At 71.1% G+C, this 25,283-nt stretch carries 16 protein-coding genes and 2 pseudogenes; 9 read left to right on the top strand and 9 right to left on the bottom strand.

Annotation, left to right across the window (positions count from 1 at the left end; genetic code table 11):
• Complete coding sequence (locus tag OG992_RS26635) at window positions 1-699, top strand: class F sortase (protein ID WP_266305280.1); 699 nt, start codon at window positions 1-3, stop codon at window positions 697-699.
• Window positions 700-773: 74 nt separating this feature from the next.
• Here the strand turns inward: OG992_RS26635 and OG992_RS26630 are convergent, their stop codons facing one another.
• A complete protein-coding gene (locus tag OG992_RS26630; protein ID WP_266304568.1) occupies window positions 774-5,855 on the bottom strand; it encodes an NAD-glutamate dehydrogenase in 5,082 nt (1,693 codons plus the stop codon).
• Window positions 5,856-6,144: 289 nt separating this feature from the next.
• On the opposite strand from OG992_RS26630, the gene OG992_RS26625 reads away from it, so the two are divergent.
• The gene (locus OG992_RS26625) at window positions 6,145-8,109 is read left to right on the top strand and encodes a penicillin-binding transpeptidase domain-containing protein (protein WP_266304567.1); all 1,965 of its coding nucleotides are present in this window, start codon (window positions 6,145-6,147) and stop codon (window positions 8,107-8,109) included.
• 421 nt (window positions 8,110-8,530) lie between these two features.
• Here the strand turns inward: OG992_RS26625 and OG992_RS26620 are convergent.
• The 7 genes and pseudogenes from OG992_RS26620 to OG992_RS26590 all read right to left on the bottom strand — a co-directional run.
• A pseudogene (locus OG992_RS26620) lies at window positions 8,531-9,604 on the bottom strand (arginase family protein); the annotation flags it as partial.
• Window positions 9,605-9,673: 69 nt separating this feature from the next.
• Window positions 9,674-10,597, bottom strand: coding sequence for a tetratricopeptide repeat protein (locus tag OG992_RS26615; RefSeq protein WP_238687327.1), 924 nt, complete (start codon window positions 10,595-10,597; stop codon window positions 9,674-9,676).
• A 181-nt stretch (window positions 10,598-10,778) separates the two neighbouring features.
• Window positions 10,779-12,467, bottom strand: a complete 1,689-nt coding sequence (locus OG992_RS26610) for a methylmalonyl-CoA mutase (RefSeq protein WP_266304566.1) — start codon at window positions 12,465-12,467, stop codon at window positions 10,779-10,781.
• 213 nt (window positions 12,468-12,680) lie between these two features.
• A complete protein-coding gene (locus OG992_RS26605) occupies window positions 12,681-13,094 on the bottom strand; it encodes an Asp23/Gls24 family envelope stress response protein (protein WP_238687329.1) in 414 nt (137 codons plus the stop codon).
• A gap of 58 nt (window positions 13,095-13,152) precedes the next feature.
• On the bottom strand, window positions 13,153-13,572 hold the full coding sequence (locus OG992_RS26600; protein ID WP_266304565.1) for an Asp23/Gls24 family envelope stress response protein: 420 nt from the start codon (window positions 13,570-13,572) through the stop codon (window positions 13,153-13,155).
• 215 nt (window positions 13,573-13,787) lie between these two features.
• Entirely contained in the window at window positions 13,788-14,789 is a 1,002-nt protein-coding gene (gene meaB / locus OG992_RS26595) for a methylmalonyl Co-A mutase-associated GTPase MeaB (RefSeq protein WP_238687331.1), read from the bottom strand.
• A 55-nt stretch (window positions 14,790-14,844) separates the two neighbouring features.
• Window positions 14,845-16,044 carry an acetyl-CoA C-acetyltransferase gene (locus tag OG992_RS26590; protein WP_238687332.1) on the bottom strand — a complete coding sequence of 400 codons (1,200 nt, stop codon included), beginning with the start codon at window positions 16,042-16,044 and terminating at the stop codon, window positions 14,845-14,847.
• 62 nt (window positions 16,045-16,106) lie between these two features.
• Between OG992_RS26590 and mce the strand changes: the two genes are divergently transcribed.
• From mce to OG992_RS26570, 4 genes are all read left to right on the top strand, one after another.
• Entirely contained in the window at window positions 16,107-16,583 is a 477-nt protein-coding gene (gene mce / locus OG992_RS26585) for a methylmalonyl-CoA epimerase (RefSeq protein WP_238687333.1), read from the top strand.
• 376 nt (window positions 16,584-16,959) lie between these two features.
• The gene (ccrA, locus tag OG992_RS26580; RefSeq protein WP_266305279.1) at window positions 16,960-18,315 is read left to right on the top strand and encodes a crotonyl-CoA carboxylase/reductase; all 1,356 of its coding nucleotides are present in this window, start codon (window positions 16,960-16,962) and stop codon (window positions 18,313-18,315) included.
• Window positions 18,316-18,700: 385 nt separating this feature from the next.
• The gene (locus tag OG992_RS26575) at window positions 18,701-19,966 is read left to right on the top strand and encodes a DivIVA domain-containing protein (protein WP_266304564.1); all 1,266 of its coding nucleotides are present in this window, start codon (window positions 18,701-18,703) and stop codon (window positions 19,964-19,966) included.
• Window positions 19,967-20,143: 177 nt separating this feature from the next.
• On the top strand, window positions 20,144-22,234 hold the full coding sequence (locus OG992_RS26570; RefSeq protein WP_266304563.1) for a hypothetical protein: 2,091 nt from the start codon (window positions 20,144-20,146) through the stop codon (window positions 22,232-22,234).
• A gap of 72 nt (window positions 22,235-22,306) precedes the next feature.
• Here the strand turns inward: OG992_RS26570 and OG992_RS26565 are convergent, their stop codons facing one another.
• Window positions 22,307-23,281, bottom strand: a complete 975-nt coding sequence (locus OG992_RS26565) for an endonuclease domain-containing protein (protein ID WP_266304562.1) — start codon at window positions 23,279-23,281, stop codon at window positions 22,307-22,309.
• Window positions 23,282-23,558: 277 nt separating this feature from the next.
• Here OG992_RS26565 and OG992_RS26560 point away from each other — a divergent pair.
• From OG992_RS26560 to OG992_RS26550, 3 genes and pseudogenes are all read left to right on the top strand, one after another.
• A pseudogene (locus tag OG992_RS26560) lies at window positions 23,559-23,777 on the top strand (Scr1 family TA system antitoxin-like transcriptional regulator); the annotation flags it as partial.
• Entirely contained in the window at window positions 23,768-23,956 is a 189-nt protein-coding gene (locus tag OG992_RS26555) for a DUF397 domain-containing protein (protein ID WP_266304561.1), read from the top strand. The pseudogene OG992_RS26560 and the gene OG992_RS26555, both read left to right, overlap by 10 nt.
• A 201-nt stretch (window positions 23,957-24,157) precedes the next feature.
• Window positions 24,158-25,258: an AI-2E family transporter gene (locus tag OG992_RS26550; protein WP_238687472.1), complete on the top strand. Its 1,101-nt coding sequence runs from the start codon at window positions 24,158-24,160 to the stop codon at window positions 25,256-25,258.
• Window positions 25,259-25,283: the final 25 nt, after the last annotated feature.

Raw genomic sequence — 25,283 nt, 5'->3', positions numbered from 1 at the left:
GTGACGGCGACACCGGCCGGCGGCCGTCACGGGAAACCGTGGCGTGCCGCCGGCACGGCCGTCGTCGTCACCCTGGCCATGATCGGCGCCGGCATGATCGGCGCCTCCCTGAAGACCACGCCCACTCCCCGGCCGCCGCAGCCGCTGGCCCAGGCCGGCCCCGAGGCGACGGCGCCGGCGAGCACCGCCGACGATGCCCCGCCGGTCGACGGGCAGCCGGTCGGTCAGGCCGCGGCCGGGTTGGCCCGTTCGGCACCGACCAGCATCGAGATCCCCCGGATCGGCGTCGACGCGACGATCATGTCGTTGGGTACCAACCCGGACGGCACCGTCCAGGTCCCTCCGCTTGACAAGGCAGACCAGGCCGGGTGGTACGAGCCCGGTGCGAGCCCGGGCGAGACAGGTAACGCGGTCATCGTCGGGCACGTGGACTCGGCGGTCCTCGGCCCGGCCGTCTTCTTCGACCTCGGCGCTCTCCTCCCCGGCGACACCGTCACCGTGCGCCGCGCCGACGGAGTGCCGGCCACCTTCACTGTCGACTCGGTGAAGTCGTACCCGAAGACGGCCTTCCCCACCGAGTTGGTCTACGGGCCGAGTGACCGGCCCAGCCTGCGGGTGGTCACCTGCGGCGGTCAGTTCGACCAGGCCGCGAAGAGCTACCCGGACAACATCGTCGTCTTCGCCACCCTGGCGGCCTGACCGGCGACGGAACGAAACGCGGTCCGGCCGGTCGGGTCACCCCGACCGGCCGGACCGCGTCCGTCGTACCTGACTCAGGCGGCCGCGGAGGTCCGCACCAGGGTGCGGATCTGACGCAGCAGCACCGACAGGGCGGCGAGATCCGCCCGCGACTCGTCGAACTCACCCATCGCCCGTCGGGCCCGGTGGATGGATGTGGCGTTCGACTGCTCCCACTGCTGCACCCGCTCGTGCGGTGGCAGGTCGCCCGGGGTGGAGTCGAGTACCTCCGCGGTGAGCGCGGCCAGCGCTGCGTACAGGTCGTACCGCAGCGCCATCCGGGCCAACGTCTGCCAGCGGTCCTCCCGCGGCAGCAGGGAGATCTTCGACAGCAGCGAGTCCACCCGGAACAGGTCCGACAGCACGAAGTAGACCGAGGCCACCTCGCTGACGTCCCGCCCACTGGCGTTCGCGGTCTCCACCACGTCCATCAGACCGAAGCTGTACATCAGCCGGGTTGCCCGCTCCGCCAGCTCGCGGGGCAGCCCACGCTCGGTCATCGAATCCATGTGCGCGGCGATGCCCTGACGCTCGTTGCCGTAGAACAGCTCCTCCAGCCCCGGCAGCAACCGGGTGACCCCGTCGCGCAGCCGGGCGATCTCGGCCGGCACGTCGATCGGCGAACGCCGGTTGGAGACCAGCCACCGCACGGCCCGGTCAAGCAGCCGACGAGTGTCCAGGTAGACGCTGGTCTGCAGCTCGGGCGCCACCTTGTTGTCCAGCGCCTCGACCGCGTCCCACAGGTCGCGCAGGCCGAACACCTCGCTGACCACCACGTACGCCCGGATCACGTCGGCCGCGCTGGCCGCCGTCTCCTCGACCACCCGGAAGATGAACGAGATGCCACCCCGGTTGATCGCCTCGTTGACCAGCACTGTGGTGACGATGTCCCGGCGCAGCCGGTGCCGGCCCATCCGGTCGGCGAACCGCTCGCGCATCGGCGTCGGGAAGTAGTTCACCAGGACGTCGGTCGTCCACTCCTCGTCGGCCAACCCCTCGGTGAGGATCTCCCGCTCCAGGACGATCTTCACGTACGCGAGCAGCACGGCGAACTCCGGCGCGGTCAGCCCGGACTCGCTGCGAACCGCCAGTTCCTCGTCCGGCGGCAGCGCCTCCAACGCGCGGTCCAACCCGCCCGAACGCTCCAGCTCGTTGATCATCCGGCGGTGCACCGGGAGCAGCGAGGCGGCCTGGGCCTGGGCGTTGTTGATCGCCCGAGCCTGGTCGTAGTTGTCCCGCAGCACCAGCTCCGCGACCTCGTTGGTCATCCCGGCCAGCAGCTCGTCCCGCTCGGCCATTGTCAGCTCACCGTCGGCCACCGCCGTGTTGAGCAGGATCTTGATGTTCACCTCGTGGTCGGAGGTGTCCACACCGGCCGCGTTGTCAATGAAGTCCGTGTAGATCCGGCCACCGGTCAACGCGTACTCGATCCGGCCGAGCTGGGTCCAGCCCAGGTTGCCGCCCTCACCCGCCACCCGGCAGCGCAGGCTGCGCCCGTCCACCCGGATCGCGTCGTTGGACTTGTCGCCCACCTCGGCGTTGGTCTGGGTGGAGGCCTTGACGTAGGTGCCGATGCCGCCGTTCCAGAACAGGTCCACCGGGGCGGTGACGATCGCCTTCATCAGGTCCTGCGGCGACAACTGCGTGACGTCGTCGTCCAGGCCGATCGCCGCCCGGACCTGCGGCGTGATCGGGATGGACTTCGCGGTACGCGGGAAGATGCCGCCACCTGCCGAAATCAGCTCCGGGTTGTAGTCCTCCCAGGAGGAACGGGGCAGGTCGAACAGCCGTCGACGCTCCGTGTACGAGGTGGCGGCGTCCGGCTCCGGGTCGAGGAAGATGTGCCGGTGGTCGAAGGCGGCCACCAGCCGAATGTGCTCGGAGAGCAGCATTCCGTTGCCGAACACGTCGCCGGACATGTCCCCGACGCCGACCACTGTGAAGTCCTGGGTCTGGGTGTCCAGTCCCAGCTCACGGAAGTGCCGCTTGACCGACTCCCAGGCGCCCCGGGCGGTGATGCCCATCTTCTTGTGGTCGTAGCCGGCGGATCCGCCGGACGCGAACGCGTCGCCCATCCAGAAGGTGTGGGCCTTGGAGATCTCGTTGGCGATGTCGGAGAACGTCGCGGTGCCCTTGTCGGCCGCCACCACCAGGTACGGATCGTCGCCGTCGTGCCGGACCACGTCCTCGGGCGGCACGATCTGCCCGCTGACGATGTTGTCGGTGACATCCAGCATCGCGCCGACGAACTCCTGGTAGCAGGCCACCGCCTCGTCCCGGTCACCCGGCTTCTGCTTCAACACGAAGCCGCCCTTGGCACCGACCGGCACGATCACGGTGTTCTTCACCATCTGCGCCTTGACCAGGCCCAGCACCTCGGTACGGAAGTCCTCCCGGCGGTCGGACCAGCGCAACCCGCCCCGGGCCACCGGCCCGAACCGCAGGTGCACACCCTCGAAGCGCGGCGAGTAGACGAAGATCTCGAACTTCGGTCGCGGCGCGGGCAGGTCCGGAATGGCCTGCGGGTCGAGCTTGAACGCCACGTACGCCTTCGGCCGCCCGTCGGCGCGCTTCTGGTAGAAGCTGGTCCGCAGGGTCGCCTCGATCAGCGTCAGGTACGAGCGCAGGATCCGGTCCTGGTCGAGGCTCGCCACGTCGTCCAGCGCGCCCCGGATCGTCTCCACCAGCTCACCGCTGCGCTGCTGCCGCTGCTCGGTGCTCGACTCGCCCGGCGCGAACCGGGTCTCGAAGAGCTCCACCAGCAACGCGGCGAGCTTCGGGTACGCGATGAAGGTCTGTTCCATGTAGTCCTGCGAGAAGACAGTGCCGGCCTGCCGCAGGTACTTCGCGTACGCCCGAAGCACCACCACCTGCCGCCAGGTCAGCCCGCCGCGCAGCACCAGCTCGTTGAACCGGTCCACCTCGGCCTCGCCGCGCCAGGCGGCCGCGAAGGCGTTCTCCACGTGCGGACGCACCTCGGCCAGCTCGTGATGCCCCTCGGGCAGCATGAGGCCGAAGTCGTACAGGTAGACCCGACCGTCGATGCGGTCCACCTCGTACGGGTGCTCGTCGACCACCCGTACGCCGAGCGAGTGCAGCACCGGCAGCACTGCGGAGAGCATCATCGGCTCGCCGTACCGGTAGACCTTGAACCGGACGTCCATCGCCTCGGCCAGGTCGGCTCCCGGCACCCGGGTGCCCGGCCGGGGCGCCAACTGCTTGCGGAACAGGTGCATCTCCAGCTGGCCGGGCTCCTCCAGCAGCTCCAGCTTCGCCAGGTCCTTCATCGCCTCGTACGGCGTGTGCCCGTCCTTGTAGCCCTCCGGGAACGCGTCGGCGTACCGGGTGAACAGGTGCTTGGCCTGCTCGTCGCCGAGCTTGCGCTCCAGCACCAACCGGTAGTCGTCGTCCCAGAGCCGGGTCGCGTCGGCCAACTCCTCGGCGAGCAGGTCGGCGTCGATGTCGCCGGGTGGCCGCGTCGGGTCGGTACGAACGATGAAGTGCACCCGAGCCAGCATCGACTCGGTGACCCGGGTGGTGTAGTCCACCCCGACACCGTTCAGCTCACGCAGCAGGATGTCCTGCATGCGCAGCCGGTTCTGAGTGGTGAACCGGTCCCGGGGCAGGTAGATCAGGCAGGAGATGAACCGCCCGTACGCGTCCCGGCGCAGGAACACCCGGAGCTGCCGCCGGCCGGCCATCCGCAGCACGCCGACCACCGCGTGGTACAGGTCGTCGGTCTTGATCTGGAACAGCTCGTCGCGCGGGTAGGTCTCCAGGATCTGGATCAGATCCTTGCCCGAGTGGCTGCGCTGGCTCAGGCCGGAGCGGTCCAGCACCTCGGCCACCTTGCGGCGTACCACCGGCAGCTCGCGGACGCTGGTCCGGTAGGCGGCCGTCGAGAACAGGCCCAGGAAGCGCCGCTCACCGATCACGTCACCGGCGGAGTTAAAGATCTTGAAGCCGATGTAGTCCAGGTACGCCGAGCGGTGCACCGTCGCCCGGGAGTTGGCCTTGGTGATGATCAAAAGGCGCTTCTCCAGCACCTTCTCGTGCGCCTCGGGCGTCATCGAGGACAGCGACCGCGCATCCGGCGAATCGGAGCGCAGGATGCCCAGACCGGTGCCGAGCACCGCCTCCAACGCCTTGCCGTCGACCGGGTCGGCGGCGTCGCCGCCGTCGGCGTCCACCAACCGGTACTCGCGGTAACCGAGGAAGGTGAAGTGGTCCTGGGCGAGCCACCGCAGCAGCTCCACCGAGTCGGTGATGTCCTTTTCCGGCACCGGTGGGCGGTTGTCGGAGGTACGGGCGGACGCCAGCTCGTCGGCGAGCGCGAGGGCACGCTGACGCATCTTCGGCCAGTCCTCCACCGCCTCCCGCACGTCGGTGAGCACCCGCTGCAACTCTCGACGCAACCGGTCCCGTTCGGCAGCGTCCCGGACCGGGTCGATCTCGATCCGCATCCAGCTCTCGATGATGTCGCCGGCGATCGCGTCATCCGGTTCCACATCCGCGGAGACCTCGGTGAGCCGGCCCAGCGGCTCCCGCCGCACCACCACCAGCGGGTGCACCAGCAGATGCACGTCGAGGTGGTACGAGTTGAGCAGCGCCGTCACCGAGTCGACCAGGAACGGCATGTCGTCGGTGACGATCTCGACGACCGTGTGGTGCTGGTCGGCGTGCGGTTCGTGGATCCGCAGCTTCAACTCGCCCGGCACCCGCTGTTGGGCGAGATCCCGGTGCGCCCGGGCCGCGTCGAGCATCTCTTCCGCCGTGAAGCCGACCAGCTCCTCGTCCGGGGCGAACCTCCAGAAACGGCCGACAAGTGTCGCCGCGTCGTGGTCGTCCCCGGCGAGCGCGACGGCCTGGGCCACCAGGCGCTCCGCGTTGGGGACTGGTTCGTCGAGCTCGGCGTCCTCCACGTCGTCGGCCAGCGCCTCGGCTGGCAGACCCAGATCGTAGATGGTGTCGATGCTCGACCCGGTCAGCCCGGTGACTCCCGTGTCGAGTCGGCCGTAGCCGTCCCCGTCGGTCGCCGAATCGAAGCTGTCATCGTCCCGGCCGGAGTCATCCTGCCGGAGGTCGGGTTCCGGTTTGATCGCCGGACGCCGGTCCATCGGTGCCACTCCCCTCGACCCACCGCGTTGTGGGTCACTCTGCCGCCCAGCCTAGGCCCTGCCGTTGTGCGCCTTCGTCGGCGGACCACTGGCCAGACGTCCGGATCGGGACTTTGTCCTTTCACCCGTTGCGGGTCCGAGGTTGGCCGGCTGCGGGATACCCCGCCACGCGATGTTCATCACACGGGCGTGGCCCGTCTTTGAGCGCGGCCGAGCGCCTGGGGGACGTTGGGGACGGCGTTCCCGTACTACCGTGCGAGGGCAGTCCGAGATCGGAAGGACCAGCTTCATGCCCTTGTCGTACCCCCGGCCCCACCGGCCGAACCCCGCCCGCCGGCTCGCCGCCGCCGTCACCACGGCGCTGCTCGCTGCGGGTGTCCTGGTCGGTTGTTCCGGTGACGACGGGCCGCAGCGCGCCGTCGACGCCTTCCTGGCGGGCTGGCGCAGCGGTGACCTCCAGGCGGTCGGTCTGATCGACCCACTCGGCTCGAAACTGCCGTCGGCCGACGTGGCGCGCGAGATCAAGGACCTCTCCGGTGAGCTGGCGGCCACCCCGCCCACGCTGACGCGTCGCGGCGAGCCGAAGATCACGAAGGACATCGCCACCACGACAGTCCAGGTGGAGTGGGCCCTGCCCGGTCAGACCCGCTGGGCGTACGACCGGGAGGTGCGGCTCGCCCACGGCGAAGACGACCAGTGGCAGGTGATCTGGGAGCCGACTGTGGTGCACGAGCAGCTCACCAAGGGCGACCGGTTGGCGCTGCGGCGCGACCCCGGTGCCCGCGCCGCGGTGCTGGACAACGCCGGAAAGCCGCTGGTGACCCCGCGCCCGGTGGTCCGGGTGGGTGTGCAGCCCAACGGGGTCACCGACATCAAGAAGCTCGTCAAGGACCTCGACGCGGCGTTCAAGGCCATCCGCCCGGCGCTGGTCCCCGGCGTCGACCTGGCCGACCTGCCCGACCGGGTGGCAAAGGCCGAGCCGGGCGCATTCGTCGAGGTGGTGTCGCTCCGCGAGGAGGCGTACCGGCAGATCAAGCCCCGGATCTACGACCTGCCCGGCACCAAGTTCGTCTCCGACAAGATCGACCTGGCGCCCACCCGCGAGTTCGCCCGCGCCCTGCTCGGCTCTGTCGACCCGGCGCAGGCCGACGACCTCGCCGCACACCCCGACCGGTACGTCGTCGGTGATCTGGTCGGGCACGGCGGGCTACAGGGCCGCTACGACGAACGACTGCGCGGCGGCTCCGGGCTGACAGTGGTGGTCGAGCGTCCGGCGGAGGGCGGCAAACTCGAACCCACCGGCGCCGAGCTGTTCCGCCGGGAGCCGCAGCCCGGGCAGGCGCTGAAGACCACGCTGGACGTCGCCGTGCAGAACGCGGCCGACGGGGCACTGCGCGCCGAGTCGCGCCGGTCCGCCCTGGTGGCGGTCCGGATCAGCGACGGCGCCGTGCTCGCCGCCGCGAACGGCCCCGGTCCGGCCGGGCAGAATCTGGCCTTCGACGCCCAGGTGCCTCCAGGCTCCACCTTCAAGATGGTCAGCACGCTGGGCCTACTGGACCGGGGCGCGGTCACGCTGGACGGGCCGGTGGACTGCAAGAAGACCTTCACGGTGGACGGCCGGTCCTTCAAGAACTCGGACAACTTCGAGCTCGGCTCGGTGCCGTTCCGCACCGACTTCGCCAAGTCCTGCAACACGGCGTTCGCCGCGCTGGCCCCGAAGCTCGGCGGCGACGGGCTGGCCGCCGCCGGTCGCTCGCTGGGCCTGGAGGGTCAGTGGGACCTCGGCACGGACGCCTTCACCGGCAAGGTCTCGACGGGCGGCAGCCTGGCTGAGCAGGCCGCCGCGTCGTTCGGGCAGGGCACCACGCTGGTCAGCCCGCTCGCCATGGCAGGGGCCACCGCCGCCGTCGCCCGCGGCCGCTTCGAGCAGCCGAAGCTGCTGATCGACCCGGCGCCGGCCAAGCCGGCCCCGGCCGGCGAGCAGCTCAAGCCGGAGTCCGTCGCGGCGCTGCGCACGATGATGCGCGAGGTGGTCACCGCCGGCACCGGCAGCGCGCTCAAGGATGTGCCGGGCGAGGTGTACGGCAAGACCGGCACCGCCGAGTACGACGACAACCCGGCGCACACCCACGCCTGGTTCGTCGGCTGGCGGGGCGACGTGGCGTTCGCCGTCTTCGTGGAGAAGGGCGGGGCCAGCACCGCCTCGGCCGTTCCGATGGCGGAGCGCTTCCTCCGCGCCCTCCCAACCCCCTGACCCCACCCGGGGCCCCGGTGTCCGGCCACTCCCCCGGGGCCAACGCCCGACGCCGGGGCCGAGGGACGGGTCAGGCGCTGTCGGCTTCGTGCCTCTCGGGCGGGTTCTGCGTCGACGGGCCGGTGCGTCGGAGCAGACCCGGGCCGGCCGACGCCGGCGGGCCGACCGGTTCGCGCTCGACCAGGGGCGCGACACTGGTCGCGACGCCCGATGGCTCGGAGTGGGCCCGGCCGCCAGTGCCTGGTGACTCCCCCTCGGCCGGGGCGTCGTATGGCACCGCGCTCACCGACGGACCGACGCCCGGAACACCGACGCCGGTAGGCCCGCCATCGGCAGACCCGAGCGCAGCAGGCCCGACATCGGCGGGGTCGATGTCAGCAGGGGCGATGCCAGCGGGGAAATCACGCCGCGCAACCCGCTCAGTGCGGTCGAGCCCGTCAAGCCCAGCAAGACCGTCGAGCCGCCCGGCACGGTCGGGACGCTCGGCACGGTCGAGCCGCTCGGTGGCGGTCGCGGCCCGGCCGTTGCCGCGCCGGGGGGAGGGCGTGGGCCGGGCCGACAGCAGTCGGGGCGGCACCGCTTCCGGGGCGGTCACCGGCGCCAGCCCGGCGACCACCGTGTTGACGATCTCGGCCGCGTACGAGCCGTCCGGGTCGTAGTCGGGGTCGAAGACGGTCAGCTCCACGCCGAGGCAGTGCGGGGTGTCGACCAGGCCGGCGAGCAGGATCTCCAGCTCGGCGAAGGCGATCCCACCCGGGTCGGGGGCGTCCACGGCGGGCATCACCGCCGGGTCGAGCACGTCCACGTCGATGTGCACCCAGTAGCCCGCGCAGTCGGCGAGTTGCTCGTGCGCCCACTGGGCGGTCCGGGCTGCGCCTTCGGCACGCAGCGCCGGCACCGGTCGGGTGGTGATCCCGGCCGCCTGGAGGTCGAGCCGGTATTCGTCCTGGGCGCGGATGCCGAGCACCACCACGTCGATGTCGCGGAAGTAGGGCCGGCGGCCCTCCAGCGCGGCCAGGTCGGCCTGCCCTCGCCCGGTGACCAGGGCCAGGTCCTCGCCGGCGGCGGCGCCGACGTAGGAGGCGTTGCCGGGGTGCCGGAAGTCGGAGTGCCCGTCGACGAAGACCAGCCCGATCCGCCCGCCGACGGCCTCGCCGAGGCGGTGCATGGCCAGGGCCGAGCCGAGGAGCACTGAGCAGTCGCCGCCGAGCACCACCGGGAACTCGCCCCGGTCGATGATCGAGCCGATGCGTTCGGCGAGGGCCAACGAGTAGTCGGCGATCTCCCGGGCGTGGCACACCCCGTCGCCCGGTCGCCAGTCGCCCGGGTCGTACCGGGCGGGGGTCACGCAGCCGGCGTCGCGGGCGCGGAGCCGGGCCAGCAGGTCGTGGTCGCGCAGCGCCCCGGGTGCCTTGGCACAACCCGGGACCGACGTGGGTGTCGGCGGCCGTAGACCGAGATTTGTCGGCGCGTCGAGGACGGCGATCCGGCGCATCGTGAGCTCCCGTCCTCGGTGGTCGGGCGGGCCGGCCGGAACGCCGGCCCGCGCTGGCGTGCTACGAACTCAGAACAGGGCGCTGGCCAGGGCCCGACGCGCCGAGGCGACCGCCGGATCGTCCGGGCCGGCGATGGAGAAAAGCGAAACCAGGTGCTGGCGAACAGTCTCGCGGTCCTCACCGGCGGTGCGCCGGACCAGACCGACGAGCCGGGCGTACGCCTGCTCGGCCAGGCCGCTGAGCACCTCGATGTCGGCCGCCAGCAGTTGGGCGGCGACGTCGTCGGGGGCGCTCTCGGCGGCGGCCAGCGCGGTGGACGGGTCGGCGCCGGCCACCCGGCGGGCGACCCCGACCTGGGCCAGCCCCGCCGTCGCCGCGGCGTCCGCCGGGGCGTCGGCGAGGATCTTCCGGTACGCCTGCTCGGCGGCATCCAGATCGCCGCTCATCAGCGCGTCGTCCGCCTCGTCGAGCCGGGGGTCCTCCGGCTCGGCGACGGTCACGCCACCGGCCTTGAGGACGGCCTGGATCCACTGCCGCAGCTGAGCCTCGGGAACCACCCCGGAGAAGGCGTCAACCGGCTGGCCGCCGACGACCGCGTAGACCATGGGGACGCCCTGCACCCGGAACATCTGGGCGATTCGGGGATTTTCCTGCACGTCGACCCGGGCCAACACCCAGGTGCCGCCGCCCTCGGCGTTCAGCCGCTCCAGGACCGGGGCGAACTCGTCGCTCTCCGGGAAGCCGGCCGCACCGAAGAACACGACGACGGGCGTGGCCATCGAGCGTTCGAGCACGTCGGACTGGATGGTCGCCTCGGTGACGTCCACGATGGCGGTGTCACCGCCGGCGGTGGGCGCGCCGGGGGCGCCGTTGGTCGGGCCGCCCTGCGGGGGCGTGCCGGGGCGGGTACTTGCTGGTGCGGGGCCACGCAGCGTGCTGAGGTCGACCGCGCCGCGGGTGAAGATCGACGAGGTGATCCGTGGGTCGCTCATGGTTACCTAGTCTCGCACGTGAGCCCCCGATCTCAGCTCACCCGCAACCCCGACGTTGCAACTCTCACGCCCCCGTCCCCACCCCCGCGATCTTGCACATCCTGTCGCCGGTACGCCACATTTATGCCTTATGTCGGCGCAGAAACTGCAAGATCGGCGGGGTGGGGGTTGCGGGCAGGGGTTAGAAGCGGGCTGGCTCCCGGTAGGTGCCCCACTCGGCGCGCAGGGCGTCGCAGATCTCGCCCAGGGTCGCCTCAGCGCGGACCGCGTCGAGCATGGCGGGGACCATGTTCTCGTCGGTACGGCTCGCCTCGATCATCCGGGTCACCGCGCCGCGGACCGCCGACTCGTCCCGCGCGCCCTTGCGCTCGGCGAGCACTCGGCGCTGCTCCAACTCCACCTCGTGCGAGATGCGCAGGATCTCCAGTTCCTTGGCGACGGTGCCGGTGTGGCAGTTGACCCCGACGATCTTCTTGTCGCCCTTCTCGAGGGCCTGCTGGTAGACGAAGGCCGACTCGGCGATGTGCCCAGTGAACCAGCCGTCCTCGATGCCGCGCAGGATGCCCGAGGTCATCGGGCCGATCTGGTGTGGCCCGTCCCCGCCGAGCTGCCGGATCCGGGCGAAGATCTCCTCCGCCTCGGCCTCGATCTTGTCGGTCAACGCCTCCACGTACCAGGAGCCGCCGAGCGGGTCGGCCACGTTGACCACACCGGTCTCCTCCATCAACACCTGCTGGGTACGCAGGGCGATCTCGGCCGACTCGTCGGTGGGCAGCGCCAGGGTCTCGTCCAGCGCGTTGGTGTGCAGCGAGTTCGTGCCGCCGAGCACCGCCGCGAGAGCCTCGACGGCGGTCCGTACGACGTTGTTTACCGGCTGCTGCGCGGTCAGCGACACCCCGGCGGTCTGCGTGTGGAACCGCAGCCACAGGGCCTTCTCGCTGGTCGCGCCATAGACGTCGCGCAGCCAGCGGGCCCAGATCCGGCGGGCGGCACGGAACTTGGCGATCTCCTCGAAGAAGTCGAGGTGCGAGTCGAAGAAGAAGCTCAGCCCCGGCGCGAACACGTTCACGTCGAGCCCACGCGAGAGACCCAGCTCGACGTAGCCGAAGCCGTCCGCCAGGGTGTACGCCAACTCCTGCGCGGCGGTCGAGCCGGCCTCACGGATGTGGTAGCCGGAGACCGACAGCGGCTTGTAGCGCGGGATCTCCCGGGCGCAGTACTCCATCAGGTCGCCGATCAGGCGCAGGTGCGGCTCCGGGTCGAAGAGCCACTCCTTCTGCGCGATGTACTCCTTGAAGATGTCGGTCTGCAGGGTGCCGTCCAGCTTGGACAGGTCGGCGCCCTGCCGCTCGGCGGCGACCAGGTACATGCAGAACACCGGCACGGCCGGACCGGAGATGGTCATCGAGGTGGTCACGCCGGCCAGGTCGATGCCGTCGAAGAGCGCCTGCATGTCGGTGGCGGTGTCGATGGCCACGCCGCAGTGGCCGACCTCGCCGAGCGCCTGCGGGTCGTCCGAGTCGCGGCCCATCAGCGTCGGCATGTCGAACGCCACCGAGAGCCCGCCGCCGCCGGCGCCGAGGATCATCTTGTAGCGCTCGTTGGTCTGCTGGGCGTTGCCGAAGCCGGCGAACTGCCGGATCGTCCAGGTCCGCCCGCGATAGCCGGTCGGATACAAACCCCTGGTGTACGGATACTCACCCGGCCATCCGATCCGTTCGAAGCCCGGATAGGTGGCGCCCTCCGGCGGCCCGTACACCGGCTCCACCGGCATTCCGGAGAGCGTGGTGAAGTCCGCGTCCCGCTTGCGGGCGGCGTCGTACCGGGCCTGCCAGCGCGCCCGTCCGGCGTCGATCTCGTCGGCGTCCATGAGCAGGGCTCCTCCTCGGGTCCTCGACTGCACGTCGAGTGTAAGGCCCCTACCTGAACGATCGCTAAGTCAGGCCCGTACCGACGAGTAACGGCGAGCGCCCGCGTCGACCCTGGAGTTGTGGTGGTGCACAAATCCCTGCCGTCGCCACAGGATGGCCACCACGACTACATGATCGACGTGAAAATCGGGTCAGATCGCGCCGCGCACCGTTCAGGCTGGGGGCGTGGTGGGGGTTTCGCTGATCGCCAGGTCGTCGACCCGGATGTTGACCTCATCGACCCGCAGCCCGAAGGTCTCGACCGCCTCGGTCACTCGAGCGCGCACCTGACCGCTGACCTCTGCCACCTGTCGACCGGCCTGGATCACCAACACCAGGTTGACCACTGCGGCGTCACCCGTCACGTGGGCCGAGCAACCCCGTCGGGCGTCACCCACCTGGTCCAGCCCGACCCGGTCGAGAACCGCGTTGAAGAACCGGGCGACGTCCCCGCCCAGGTCGGCCACGCCGGGCACCGCGCGGGCCGCCGCGACGGCGATCTTCTCGATCACCTCGTCGGCGACCTGCGTCGTCCCGCCAGCCGGCACCGACGCCCTGGTCAGCTCCCGCGTTGCTTCCAGGTCCACAGTCGCTCCTGCTCCTCACACCACCGAGTCAGCCGTCAGGTTGTTGGGCAGCTACGCCTCAGGCTCCGGCTGCCGCCCCCGGCTGGTTCAGCTCGATGTCGTCCACAGTGACGTTGACCTGGGTGACAGTCAGGCCGTAATTCTCCACGGCTTCGATCACCGCGGCCCGCACCGCCTCGGTCACGTCGGCCACGACGTGCCCGGCGTCGATCACCAGGACCACGTTGATGATGGCCGAGCTGCCCTTCACGTCGGCCGAGACGCCCCGCCGAGCGTCGCCCACCTCGTCCAGGCCGATCTTGTCCAGCACGCTGTTGAAGAAGCGCGACACGTCACCGCCGAGATCGGCGACACCGGGCACCGCGCGAGCGGCCGCCCCGGCGATCTTCTCCACGACCTCGTCGGAAACCGACGTGACACCCCGGGCCGCACCCGTCGCGGGCTGCACTGCGCCGGCGTTCTCCACCGCGTCCGTCATGATCACATCTCCCCTGGTCCCGGGTGCACTGTGGACCGATCGGCTCGTCAGCCCGCTTCGCGGAAGCCCCGCTCGCGGCCACGCGCGGCGAGCCTACTAAAACCGGAGCGACCTTCGCTTGCGGGCGTGCGGCGCACGGGCGACGGCGTCGGTCCGCACCGGACGGTGCCGATCGGGTTCCTCCAGGTGGACGCGCCGGCCGGCGGGTCGCGGGGTCAGCGCGCGAGCTGGGCGAGCAACTCGTCAGCCGCCGTGTACGGGTCGGTAGCGCCCTCGGCAACCTTTGTGGCGAGCGTGGCCAACTCCGTACCGTCGCGCAGCGAGCCGATCCGGGAGCGGAGGGTGCCGAGCGCGATCGCCTCGATCTCGGCGGCGGCCCGCGCCTCCTGGCGGCGGCGCAGCTCGCCGTGCTCGACCAGCCAGCCCCGGTGCTTGTCGATGGCGGCGGCGATGTCGTCGATGCCCTCGCCCCGCGCGGCGACCGACCGGACCACCTGGGGCCGCCACTGCCCCGGCCCGCGCTCACCGAGCGCGATCATGCCCTGGATGTCACGGACGGTGGCGTCGACGCCGTCCCGGTCCGCCTTGTTGACCACGAACACGTCGGCGATCTCCAGGATGCCGGCCTTGACCGCCTGGATCGCGTCGCCCATCCCGGGTGCGAGCAGCACCAGCGTCGTGTCGGCGAGCGAGGCGACCTCCACCTCGGCCTGCCCGACGCCGACCGTCTCCACCAGCACCACGTCGCAGCCGGCGCCCTCCAGCACCCGAACCGCCTGCGGCGTAGCCGCGGCCAGCCCACCGAGGTGCCCCCGGCTGGACATCGACCGGATGTAGACGCCCGGATCGGTGGCGTGGTCCTGCATCCGCACCCGGTCACCGAGGATCGCTCCGCCGGTGAACGGGCTGGACGGGTCGACCGCCAGCACACCCACCCGGTGCCCACGCGCCCGCAGCGCGCGGACCAGCTCGTTCGTGGTGGTCGACTTGCCCACCCCGGGCGAACCGGTCAGCCCGACCACCTGGGCCTGCCCGGCGTACGGTGCCAGCGCCGCGGCGATCTCCGGCAACAGCGCGTCACCGTTCTCCACCAACGTGATCAGGCGAGCCACCGCGCGGGGGTCGCCGGTGCGGGCCCGCTCGACCAGCAGCGGTACGTCCCGGCTGCGGCGCACCGACGTGGTGCCCGCTGCCGGGACGTGCTCAGCCTCGCTCACTGCGCCATCCCCGTTCGCGACCGCGGGGCTCGCAGGACCGGCTCACTCCTCGCGCTCACTGGCTGGTCTCGGCCTTGCCCGGCACGTGGATGATCAGCGCGTCGCCCTGGCCACCGCCGCCACACAGCGCGGCAGCGCCGGTGCCACCGCCGCGCCGCTTCAGCTCCAGGGCGAGGGTGAGGACGAGGCGCGCGCCGGACATGCCGATCGGGTGCCCCAGCGCGATCGCGCCGCCGTTGACGTTGACCTTCTCCGGGCTGATCCCGAGGTCCCGGGTGGACTGGACGCCGACCTGCGCGAACGCCTCGTTGATCTCGATGAGATCCAGGTCAGCGACGCTCAGGCCACCCTTCTTCAGGGCGTGGTTGATCGCGTTGGACGGCTGCGAGTGCAGGGAGTTGTCCGGGCCCGCAACGTTCCCGTGCGCGCCGATCTCGGCCAGCCAGGTCAGCCCCAGTTCCTTCGCCTTGGCCTTGCTCATCACGAGCACCGCGGCGGCGCCGTCGGAGATCGGCGACGAACTGCCGGCGGTGATGGTGCCGTCCTTGGCGAAGGCGGGGCGCAGCTTGGCCAGCGACTGGACTGTGGTGTCCGGACGGATGCCCTCGTCCTCGGTGATCACCAGCGGGTCACCCTTGCGCTGCGGGATGACCACCGGGGCAATCTCGTCGGCGAAGTGGCCGTTCTTCTGCGCGGCGGCGGCCCGCTGGTGGCTGGCGGCGGCGAAGGCGTCCTGCTCCTCGCGGGAGATGCCGTGCTTGGCACCGAGCCGCTCGGTCGACTCGCCCATCGAGCAGCAGTCCCAGGCGTCGCTGAGCCCGTCGTGCGCCATGTGGTCCTTGACCACCACGTCGCCGTACTTGTAGCCGGTGCGCTGGCCCATCAGCAGGTGCGGGGCGTTGGTCATCGACTCCATGCCGCCGGCCACCACGATGTCGAACTCGCCGGCGCGGATCAGCTGGTCGGCCAGGGCGATCGCGTCCAGGCCGGAGAGGCAGACCTTGTTGATGGTCAGCGCCGGCACGGACATCGGCACGCCGGCCTCGACCGCCGCCTGCCGAGCCGGGATCTGACCGGTGCCGGCCTGCAACACCTGCCCCATGATCACGTACTGGACCTGGTCCGGGCTGACGCCGGCACGCTCCAGCGCCGCCTTGATGGCGATCCCGCCGAGCTTCGTGGCCGGGAGGTCCTTGAGGTTGCCCAGCAGCCGGCCCATCGGGGTCCGCGCGCCGCTGACGATCACCGAAGCCATGCCTGCCTCCGAAGGGGGTGCCGAGCTGTACGCCTTAACGATTGTTCGGCCAGACTAGCGCCATGGCAGAGAACTCCCCCGTCGAGCCCGGTGCGGACTACGTCACAGACATCGGACTTCGCAAGATTGACCACGTCGGGATCGCCGTGGCCGACCTGGACGCCGCTATCGACTTCTACCAGCGGACGTTCGGGATGCGCTGCGTACACGTGGAGACCAACACCGAGCAGGGCGTCCGGGAAGCGATGCTTGCCGTCGGGCCGACCACCGAGGGGGGCTGCGTGCAGTTGCTCGCCCCGCTCACCCCGAAGTCGACGATCGCGAAGTTCCTGGACCGCAACGGGCCGGGCGTGCAGCAGGTCGCGTACACGGTGGTGGACATCGACGCGGCCTGCGCGGCGCTCCGCGAGCGCGGCATGCGCCTTCTCTACGACGCTCCGAGGCGTGGCACCGCGGACAGCCGGATCAACTTCGTCCACCCCAAGGACGCCGGTGGCGTCCTCGTCGAACTGGTCCAACCCGCCGCCACCCCCCACTGACCCACCCACCCCTGCCCCGCCCTGCCCCCTGCCACCCCCTGCCCCGCCCTGCCACCCCCTGGTTGATCAAGAGGTTTGCGTCAGCCTGGGCCCCTCGAGTGACCGAAAGCTCTTGATCAACAGGGGGTGGCGACCGGCAGGGCCCGGTGCGCGCACGTCAGTGCGCGGTTGACGGGGTGGCTGGACACCTTCACGCATCGGCGGATGCAGTTTTTCACAGAGGACTTCCCGGCCTAGCTACCGTTCAGTAACGTCCGGCCCCACAGGAGCGCGACCGGTGCCGGATGTGTCGAATGCCGACATGGCGGTCGTGCCCACCGGCGCCGACGATGGCAGCACCCGGGCCCGTGCGGGTGCGGATGAACCGGAGGTCACCGTGCAGGACATCCTCGAAGCGATCATGGCGGCGGAGGAATCGAACGATCCGGACCGCGAACTCGCCGGCCTCGCCGGGCTGCCCGTACCGGAGAGCTACCGGGGCGTGGTGGTCCGCGCCGAGGAAGCCCGGATGTTCGACGGTATGGCCACCCGGGACAAGGACCCCCGCAAGGCCCTGCACGTGCAGGAGGTGCCGACACCGGAGCTGGCGCCGGGCGAGGCGCTGATCGCGGTGATGGCCAGCGCGATCAACTACAACACGGTGTGGACCAGCATCTTCGAGCCGCTACCCACCTTCAAGTTCCTGGAGCGCTACGGCCGGGTCTCCGAGCTGACCCGCCGGCACGACCTGCCGTACCACGTGGTCGGCTCGGACGCGGCGGGCGTGGTGCTGCGCATCGGCCCCGGGGTGACCCGCTGGGCCCCCGGCGACGAGGTGGTCGCGCACTGCCTCTCCGTCGAGTTGGAGGACGCGGCCGGGCACGACGACACGATGCTCGACCCGCAACAGCGGATCTGGGGCTTCGAGACCAACTTCGGCGGGCTGGCCGAGCTGGCGGTGGTCAAGGCCAACCAGCTGATGCCCAAGCCGCGGCACCTGAGCTGGGAGGAGGCGGCCAGTCCCGGGCTGGTCAACTCCACCGCGTACCGGCAGCTCGTCTCGCACCACGGCGCCAACATGAAGCAGGGCGACGTCGTGCTGATCTGGGGCGCGTCCGGCGGCCTCGGTGGGTACGCCACCCAGATGGCACTCAACGGCGGCGCGATCCCGGTCTGCGTGGTGTCCTCGCCGGAGAAGGCCGAGCTGTGCCGCCGGATGGGCGCGGAGCTGGTCATCGACCGGGCCGCGGAGGGCTTCCGCTTCTGGAAGGACGAGGAGACGCAGGACCCGGACGAGTGGCGGCGCTTCGGCGAACGGATTCGCGAGCTGACCAGCGGCGAGGACCCGGACATCGTGTTCGAGCACCCGGGCCGGGAGACGTTCGGCGCCAGCGTCTACGTGGCCCGGCGCGGTGGGACCATCGTCACCTGCGCCTCCACGAGCGGCTTCCTGCACCAGTACGACAACCGCTACCTGTGGATGCACCTCAAGCGGATCGTGGGCAGCCACTTCGCCAACTACCACGAGGCGTGGCAGGCCAACCGGCTGGTCGCGCTCGGCAAGGTGCACCCGACGGTGTCCCGCACCTACCCGCTGGAGCAGACCGGCCAGGCCGCGTACGAGGTGCACCGCAACGCCCACCAGGGCAAGGTCGGCGTGCGCTGCCTCGCACCCACCGACGGGCTGGGCGTACGCGACGGGGAGTTGCGGGCCCGACACGAGGACGCGATCAACCGGTTCCGGGGTCACTGACCGGCACCGCCGGCCCGGGATCACTGACCGGCACCGCCGGCCCGCGGTCACCGACCGGCACCGCCGGCCCGCGGTCACCGACCGGCGTCCGGAGCGCCGAGGCGGGTCCCGGCCGGACGGTGGAACGCCGCATGACCATTGCGCTGATCGCTCATTGTTCTTCCGCCCCCATTAGCGGATAAGCCACCCGGATCGAACAAAGGGCCTCGGGGTAACCCCGGGGCCCTTTTCCGCGTCACGCTGCGTGGCGTCCGACCCGCCGGGACCTGCCAAGATCGCCGATTGGTCCAACCTCGCCGATCGCGGGAGTTGACCATGTAAAGAGGGCACGAAAGCTTCGCACCGCTCTTGCGAAGCACCCTGGGGCGTCTGCCAGTATGTCCCAATGCCCCAGCAGCAGTCCTCCCCTCTCGCGTTCTTCGATAACGCGAACTCGCAGCCAGATTTCACCGTTGGCCTGCGCGGATACAACACCCATCAGGTCGACGACTTCCTCGGCCGGATGACCGCCGCGCTGACCCAGTCCGAGCAGGCCCGTGCCGAGGCCGAGCAGCGGATGAACGACGCCCAGCGTCGGCTCCGCCAGGCCGAGCAGCGCATGAGTGCGCTGGAGCAGAAGCTCACCGAGACGAACAAGCAGCTCGAAGAGAACAGCCGACCCACCCTCTCCGGGCTCGGCACGCGCGTCGAGCAGATCCTCCGGCTCGCCGAGGAGCAGGCCAACGACCACCGCAACGAGGCCAAGCGCGAGTCGGAGGGCATCCTCTCCGCCGCCCGCCTCGAGGCCCGCGAGATCACCGACAAGGCCCGCGCCGAGGCCGCCGCCATGAAGGCGAGCGCCGAGCGCGAGGCGGGCAACCTGCGTACGGCCGCCGAGCGCGAGGCCGCCGAGGTCCGGGTGCAGGCTCGCCGCGAGGCCGACACGCTGCGCGCCGACGCCGACCGGGAGACCAAGCAGCTGCGTACGGTCACCGCCCACGAGGTGGCCGAGCTGAAGTCGACAGTCGAGCGGGAGGTCGCCACCCTGCGGGCCACCGCCGAGCGGGAGATCACCCAGCAGCGGGCGAAGGCCGCCCGCGAGGCTGAGGAGAAGCGCGCCGAGGCGACCAAGCTGCTCACCGACGCGCGGGACAAGCGCGACAAGGACCTGCAGGCCCTGGAGCTCCAGTTGGCCGAGCGGCGGGAGAAGGCCGAGCGCGAGGAGTCCGAGCGGCACGCCGCCCAGGTCGCCCAGAGCCAGAAGATGGTCAGCGAGGCCGAGCAGCGTGCCCGGGCCGCGCAGGAGCGGGCCAAGGAGATCGAGCAGCGCGCCGAGGCGCGGCGGGTCGAGTCGGAGCGCAACGCCGCCGAGACGGTCGACAAGGCCAAGGCCCACTCGGAGAAGACCCTCAACGAGGCGAAGGCCGAGTCGCAGCGCCTGCTCACCGAGGCCCGCACCGAGGCGGAGCTGACCACGCAGGCCGCCCGCCGCGAGGTCGAGGATCTCACCCGGCAGAAGGACGCTGTCACGTCGCAGCTGGGTCAGATGCTCTCCGGCCTCGCTGGCATCGTTCCGGGAATGCCGGCGCAGGCCGCTCCGGCTGCCAAGCCGGAAGCAGCAAAGAAGACCGATGGCGGTCAGGAGCGGGTCCCCGCGGAGACCGCCGGCTGACGCGAGGCGTCAGATCGGGGCATCGACGGCGCGAGGTGACACCGGGTAACCGGTGCCACCTCGCGCCGTATGCGTTTCCTAACCCCTGGTATTCGCTGACCGCAACGGAGTGAAGTAGCTCCCACAAGGCCCGTCCGTATCGCCCCAGCAGGGCCCGTTGCGTGTGAGGATGGGGGCATGTCGCACGGCGAGGAACTGTTCGCTCTCGGCGGGGACGTGACGACGGAGCCCAGCTTCGAGTCCGCTCTGCGGGGGTACGAGAAGAAACAGGTCGACCGTTATGTCGCACGTGCTGAGCACGAGATCGCGACCCTCGCCTCCGAACGGGAACAGGCGTATACACAGATCCACAAGCTCGCCGGCCAGGTCGAGGTTCTCCAGCGCGACCTGACCCAGGTGCGCAAGCAGATGAACGTGGTCGACCGGGCGTCGTTCCGGCATCTCGGCCCGCGGGTCGAGTCGATCCTCACTCTCGCCGAGGAGCAGGCGGAGCAGATCCTCGGCGACGCGAACGGGGAGATCGAGGCCCGTCGTGCCGCGGCCGAGAACATCGTCGAGGAGGCCCGCGAGCAGGCCGCGCGGGCTCTGAAGGACTTCGAGATCGCCCTCGCCGCCCGACGCGCGGAGGAGGAGCGGCACAGCGCCGCGCAGCGGGCCGAGGCGGACGCGGCCCTGCGGTCGGCAAAGGACGAGTCGGCGCAGTTGCGCAAGGCCGCGCAGGACGCTCTGGCGAAGGCCCAGCAGGAGGCCACCCAGCTGCGGGATTCCGCCAAGGAGATCCACACCCGGGCCCAGCAGGAGGCCACCAAGCTGCGCGAGACGGCCCGCGAGACGCTGGCCAACGCCCGGCAGGAGGCCAGCGATCTGCGCGATGCCGCCAAGGAGGTGCATGCCAAGGCTCTCCAGGAGGCCAAGCGGCTCACCGACACGGCGACCGAAGCCGGGCGGGCCACCCACGCCAAGGCGCAGCAGGAGGCCAAGCAGATCATCGACGACGCGTCGATGGCCGGGCGGGCCACCCGCGCCAAGGCACAGCAGGAGGCCGAGCGGCTGACGACGCAGGCCACCGAGTCGGCGAAGCGCAGCCGGGCCGAGACCGAGGCGTACGTGCAGCGAATGCGCACCGAGACCGAGGCGTACGTGCAGCACACCCGGGCGCAGACCCAGCAGGAGCTGGGCGCGTGGCGGGCCGGGGTGGAGCAGGAGGTCAACTCCCGTCGGGAGGCGGCCGACCGGGAGCTGGCGCAGCGACGGTCCGCGGCCGAGCAGGAGTTCGCCAAGCGTCGCGACGAGCTGGACAAGCAGCACGCGGCGCGCCAGCAGGAGCTGGAGGCCGGGCTCGTCAGCCGTCAGCAGGAGCTGGAGAGCGGGTTCACCACCCGTCGGGACGAGCTGGAGACCGAATACTCCGGTCGCAAGAACGAGCTGGAGACCGAGTACACGGCTCGCAAGAACGAGATCGAGCAGGGCGCGGCCGGCGTCCGGCAGGCGGCCGAGCAGGACGCGGCGGCGCTGCGCCAGCGGTCCGAGGCGGAGGCTGCCGAGCTGCTGAGCCAGGCCGAGGCCGAGGCCAGCGACAAGCGCCGCAAGGCCGACGAGCATGTCGCGGCGTCCCGGCGGCAGTTCGAGGAGTACGCGGCCACCACGCAGCAGCACCTGGCCACCACTCAGCAGCACCTGGCGGCGACCCAGCAGGAGTCGGCGGCGGGCCGTCAGCAGTTGGCCCAGGTGATGTTGGAGATCGCCCAGGCCCAGCAGCAGTTGGCGGATCTTCGGCAGGAGACCTGGAAGGCCCGGCAGGAGTCCGACGAGTTCCAGCGTCAGATGTCGGAGCTGCGGTTGCAGAGTGTGGCCGGTCCGATCGACGGCCCGACCGCGCCGGCCGGCGACGCCAGCGCGAGCGAGGGCGTGCCCGGTGGTGGGGACGACGGCGTGAACGTTGCCGCCGGCGCGGCCTCCGGGCCGGGTACGGGCACCGGGCTGAAGACGGAGCCCGCCGACACCAGGCAGCCAGTGAACGGCGGTGCGGACGAGTCCGGCCAGTCCACGAGCCGGCCGGTAGCCGAGCCGGTGACCACAGTGGACGGCGGCACGGCGAGCGCCGGGGTGGACGGGGAGCCGACAGTGGCCGCCGTTCCGGGCGAGGGTGGCCGGGGCGCCAAGCCCACCAAGATCACTAGCACCGGTGAGAACGGCAAGCGACCCACCAAGCCGACCACCGACGAGCGCAGCGCCAAGCCCAGCAAGGTCACCATCGAGAAGGAGTGACGGGCACCCGCCCGTCGAAGCTTCGAAATCTTGGACACTTTCCGTCATCGGCTGACGGAAAGTGTCCAAGATTCATTTCTGCGTCGGGTGGCGCAGGGGCGCGGTGGGGGTCCAGCCGGCAGCGATGAGGGCGCGGCGGACGGTGTCGGCGACCTCGTCCGGGCGGGCGCGGACCAGCCAGGCCGGGAAGCGCAGAATCCGGTCGCCGTCGGTCCACACGTCGTTCTGCCGACGCATGTCGGCCGCCCATTGCTTGGCGTCCATGTGGTGTGCGCCGTCGATCTCCACCTGCACCCGCCACTCCCGCCAGTACGCGTCCAGCCAGCGGTTCCGGCCGGCCGCGTCGACCCGGTGTTCCTGCAGGTCCGGAGCGGGCAGCCGGTGCCTGCGGCACAGCCGCAGGAAGTCGATCTCCGAGAGCGCCTGTGCGCCGCCCGCGATGTCGCTGATGGTCTGCCCGATCAGCCGCCGACGGGGGGCCCGAGGGAGGACGTCGAGCACCGCCTGCAACTCCGCGGGCAGCACCCGGCGTTGCTGGCAACCGGCGGCCAGCACCGACTGTGCCTCGTCCACGCCGGTCGCCCAGCCCGCCGCGTCCACCAGGGCCCGCGCCGTCGTGGTACGCGGTGGGCGGGCACGTTGGAGATGGGCCTCGGGGAGGACCGTCGTGCGGTGGACCAGGACGGCGGGCATGTCGATCGGAAGTCGACGCAGGGTGGTCCGCGCGGCACGGCGGGCTGCCGGCACCAGCACGTGCAGCGGCTCGCGTCGCAGTCCCCGTACCCCGGCTTCGGCAGCGGCGGACACCCCGGCGAGCACCGCCCCCGGCCCGGCCGCCAGCACCGCCACCCAGAGTTGTTGGTCGCGGGTGAGCCGACCGTTGCCGGCCAGCAGGATCCCGCGGCAGACCGACCGCCACCGACCGGAGCGAATCCGGCCCCGCACCCGCCCCTCGCTGAGCAACCCGGCGACCTGCGCGGTCGTCAGCACGCCCGCCTGCTCGAAGGCGAGCCAGTCGAGTGCGTCGGCGTCGTCGGCGGGCAGCATCCGAACAGCTTTCGCCCTTGAGCGCCGCCCCACCACCAGATCTTGGACAGTTTCCGTCAGGCCGTGACGGAAACTGTCCAAGATCTGCACGGATTCGGCGGGGCCCGGACGTCGTCCGGGGTGGGTGGGGTCCGCGTCGAACTCCGCCTCGCAGCAGCCGGGCGTCCGCGCAGGGCCACGGCCGGCCGTCGGTCCGGCAGCACCACGCGGGTCGCAGCGGGATGGGCGGCGTCCGCGCGCCGCAGGGTCGGACAACCACGGGGTACGACCCGAGCCACTGGGGCCGTGGGTCCCGCTTTCCGGACCGTTCAATCTGGCCCGAGGCGCCGACGGTGGTTGGGTGGGGCACATGGAGCATCAGATTGACGGTCTCGTGGTCGATGGCGACCAGGAGGTGGCTACGCTGCTGGCGCGTTGGGAGATGATCAGAAACGGTGCGTTTTCTCGCCGCCAGTCGATCGAGCTGATGAAGGAAGTTGTGACCTCATGGACCTGACCGGCGCGTTCTGGCGCACGTCCAGCCGTAGCGGCAACGGAGAGTGTGTCGAGGTGGCGGACAACCTGCCCGGGGTCGTGGGGGTGCGGGACAGTAAGGACCCGGCTGGCCCGGTGCTGGTGTTCGCGCCCGCCGCGTGGCGGGCGTTCGTGGCCGTCGCCCGTCGTCCGACGGCCTGAGCCGGGAGGTCCCTGGTGCCACAGCACGACCCGTCCGGCGATGAGCCGAACGTGACCCCCGGTCCCCCGCCAGCCGAAACCCCACAGCCGGCGGAGACGCCACCGTCGGCGGAGACGCCACCGTCGGCGGAGACGCCACCGTCGGCGGAAGCGCAGCCGTCGGAGGCGCGGGCGGCATCGTCGCCGGCAACGCCACCGCCGGTGCCGGTCCCCGTTCCGGGGGTCGACCCGGAGGAGCCGCCGGCGGTCCCGTCCGGAAAGTTCGGCACACCGGGGCGGCCACTGCGCCGCAGCAGCTTCCTGCTCGGCTTCACCGGTGCGCTGGGCGTGCTGCTGGCGTACACCCTCTATCTGGGGATTCGCAATGCCGGCGGCATCCTCGTGCTGGTGGTGATCGCGCTCTTCCTCGCGGTCGGCCTCAACCCGGCGGTGGTCCGACTGGGCCGCTGGGGTGTGCCGCACGGCCTGGCGGTGGCGGGGGTCGCCCTGACGGTGGTGCTGCTGCTCTGCGGCGGCGTGGTGGCGTTGGTCCCGCCGATCGTCACCCAGTCGGGGCAGTTCATCGACCAGATCCCGAGCCTGCTCGACGAGTTGCGCCGCAACCCGACGGTCAATGACCTGGTGGAGCGGTACGACGTGGTGGAGCGGGTGCAGGGCGCGGCCAACGCGGAGACTGTCGGACGGGCGCTCGGCGGGGTGCTGGGCGGCGCACAACTGATCTTCGGCACGGTGTTCCGGACGCTGACCGTGCTGGTGCTGACCATCTACTTCCTGGCGTACTTCGACAAGCTGCGTTCGCTGGGCTACTCGTTGGTGCCCCGGTCGCGGCGGCAGCGGGTGCAGCTGATCGGCGACGAGATCCTGGCCAAGGTGGGCTCGTACATGGTCGGCGCGCTGAGCATCGCGGTGCTGGCCGGCGCGACCACCTTCGTCTTCGCGCTGATCGTCGACCTGCCGTACCCGTTCGCGTTGGCAGTGGTGGTCGCGGTGACCGACCTGATCCCGCAGATCGGCGCAACCCTGGGCGCGGTGATAGTGAGTCTGGTCGGCTTCGCCGCCGACCTGCCCACCGGCATCGCCTGCGCGGTCTTCTTCCTGATCTACCAGCAGGTGGAGAACTACCTCATCTACCCGAAGGTGATGCGGCGTTCGGTGGAGGTCAACGAGGTGGCCGCCCTGCTGGCCGCGCTGCTCGGGGTGGCGCTGCTGGGTGTGGTGGGCGCGCTGATCGCCATCCCCACCGTGGCCGCGCTGCAACTGATCCTGCGCGAGGTGGTGCTGCCCCGCCAGGAGCGCCGCTGAGCGGCGGCCGGGCCGGAAACGGGCG

The organism is Micromonospora sp. NBC_00362, assembly GCF_026342155.1.
GTDB lineage: Bacteria > Actinomycetota > Actinomycetes > Mycobacteriales > Micromonosporaceae > Micromonospora > Micromonospora hortensis.
Note: the sequence above shows the minus strand (reverse complement) of the source record. Positions and strands in the feature narration are given on the sequence as shown.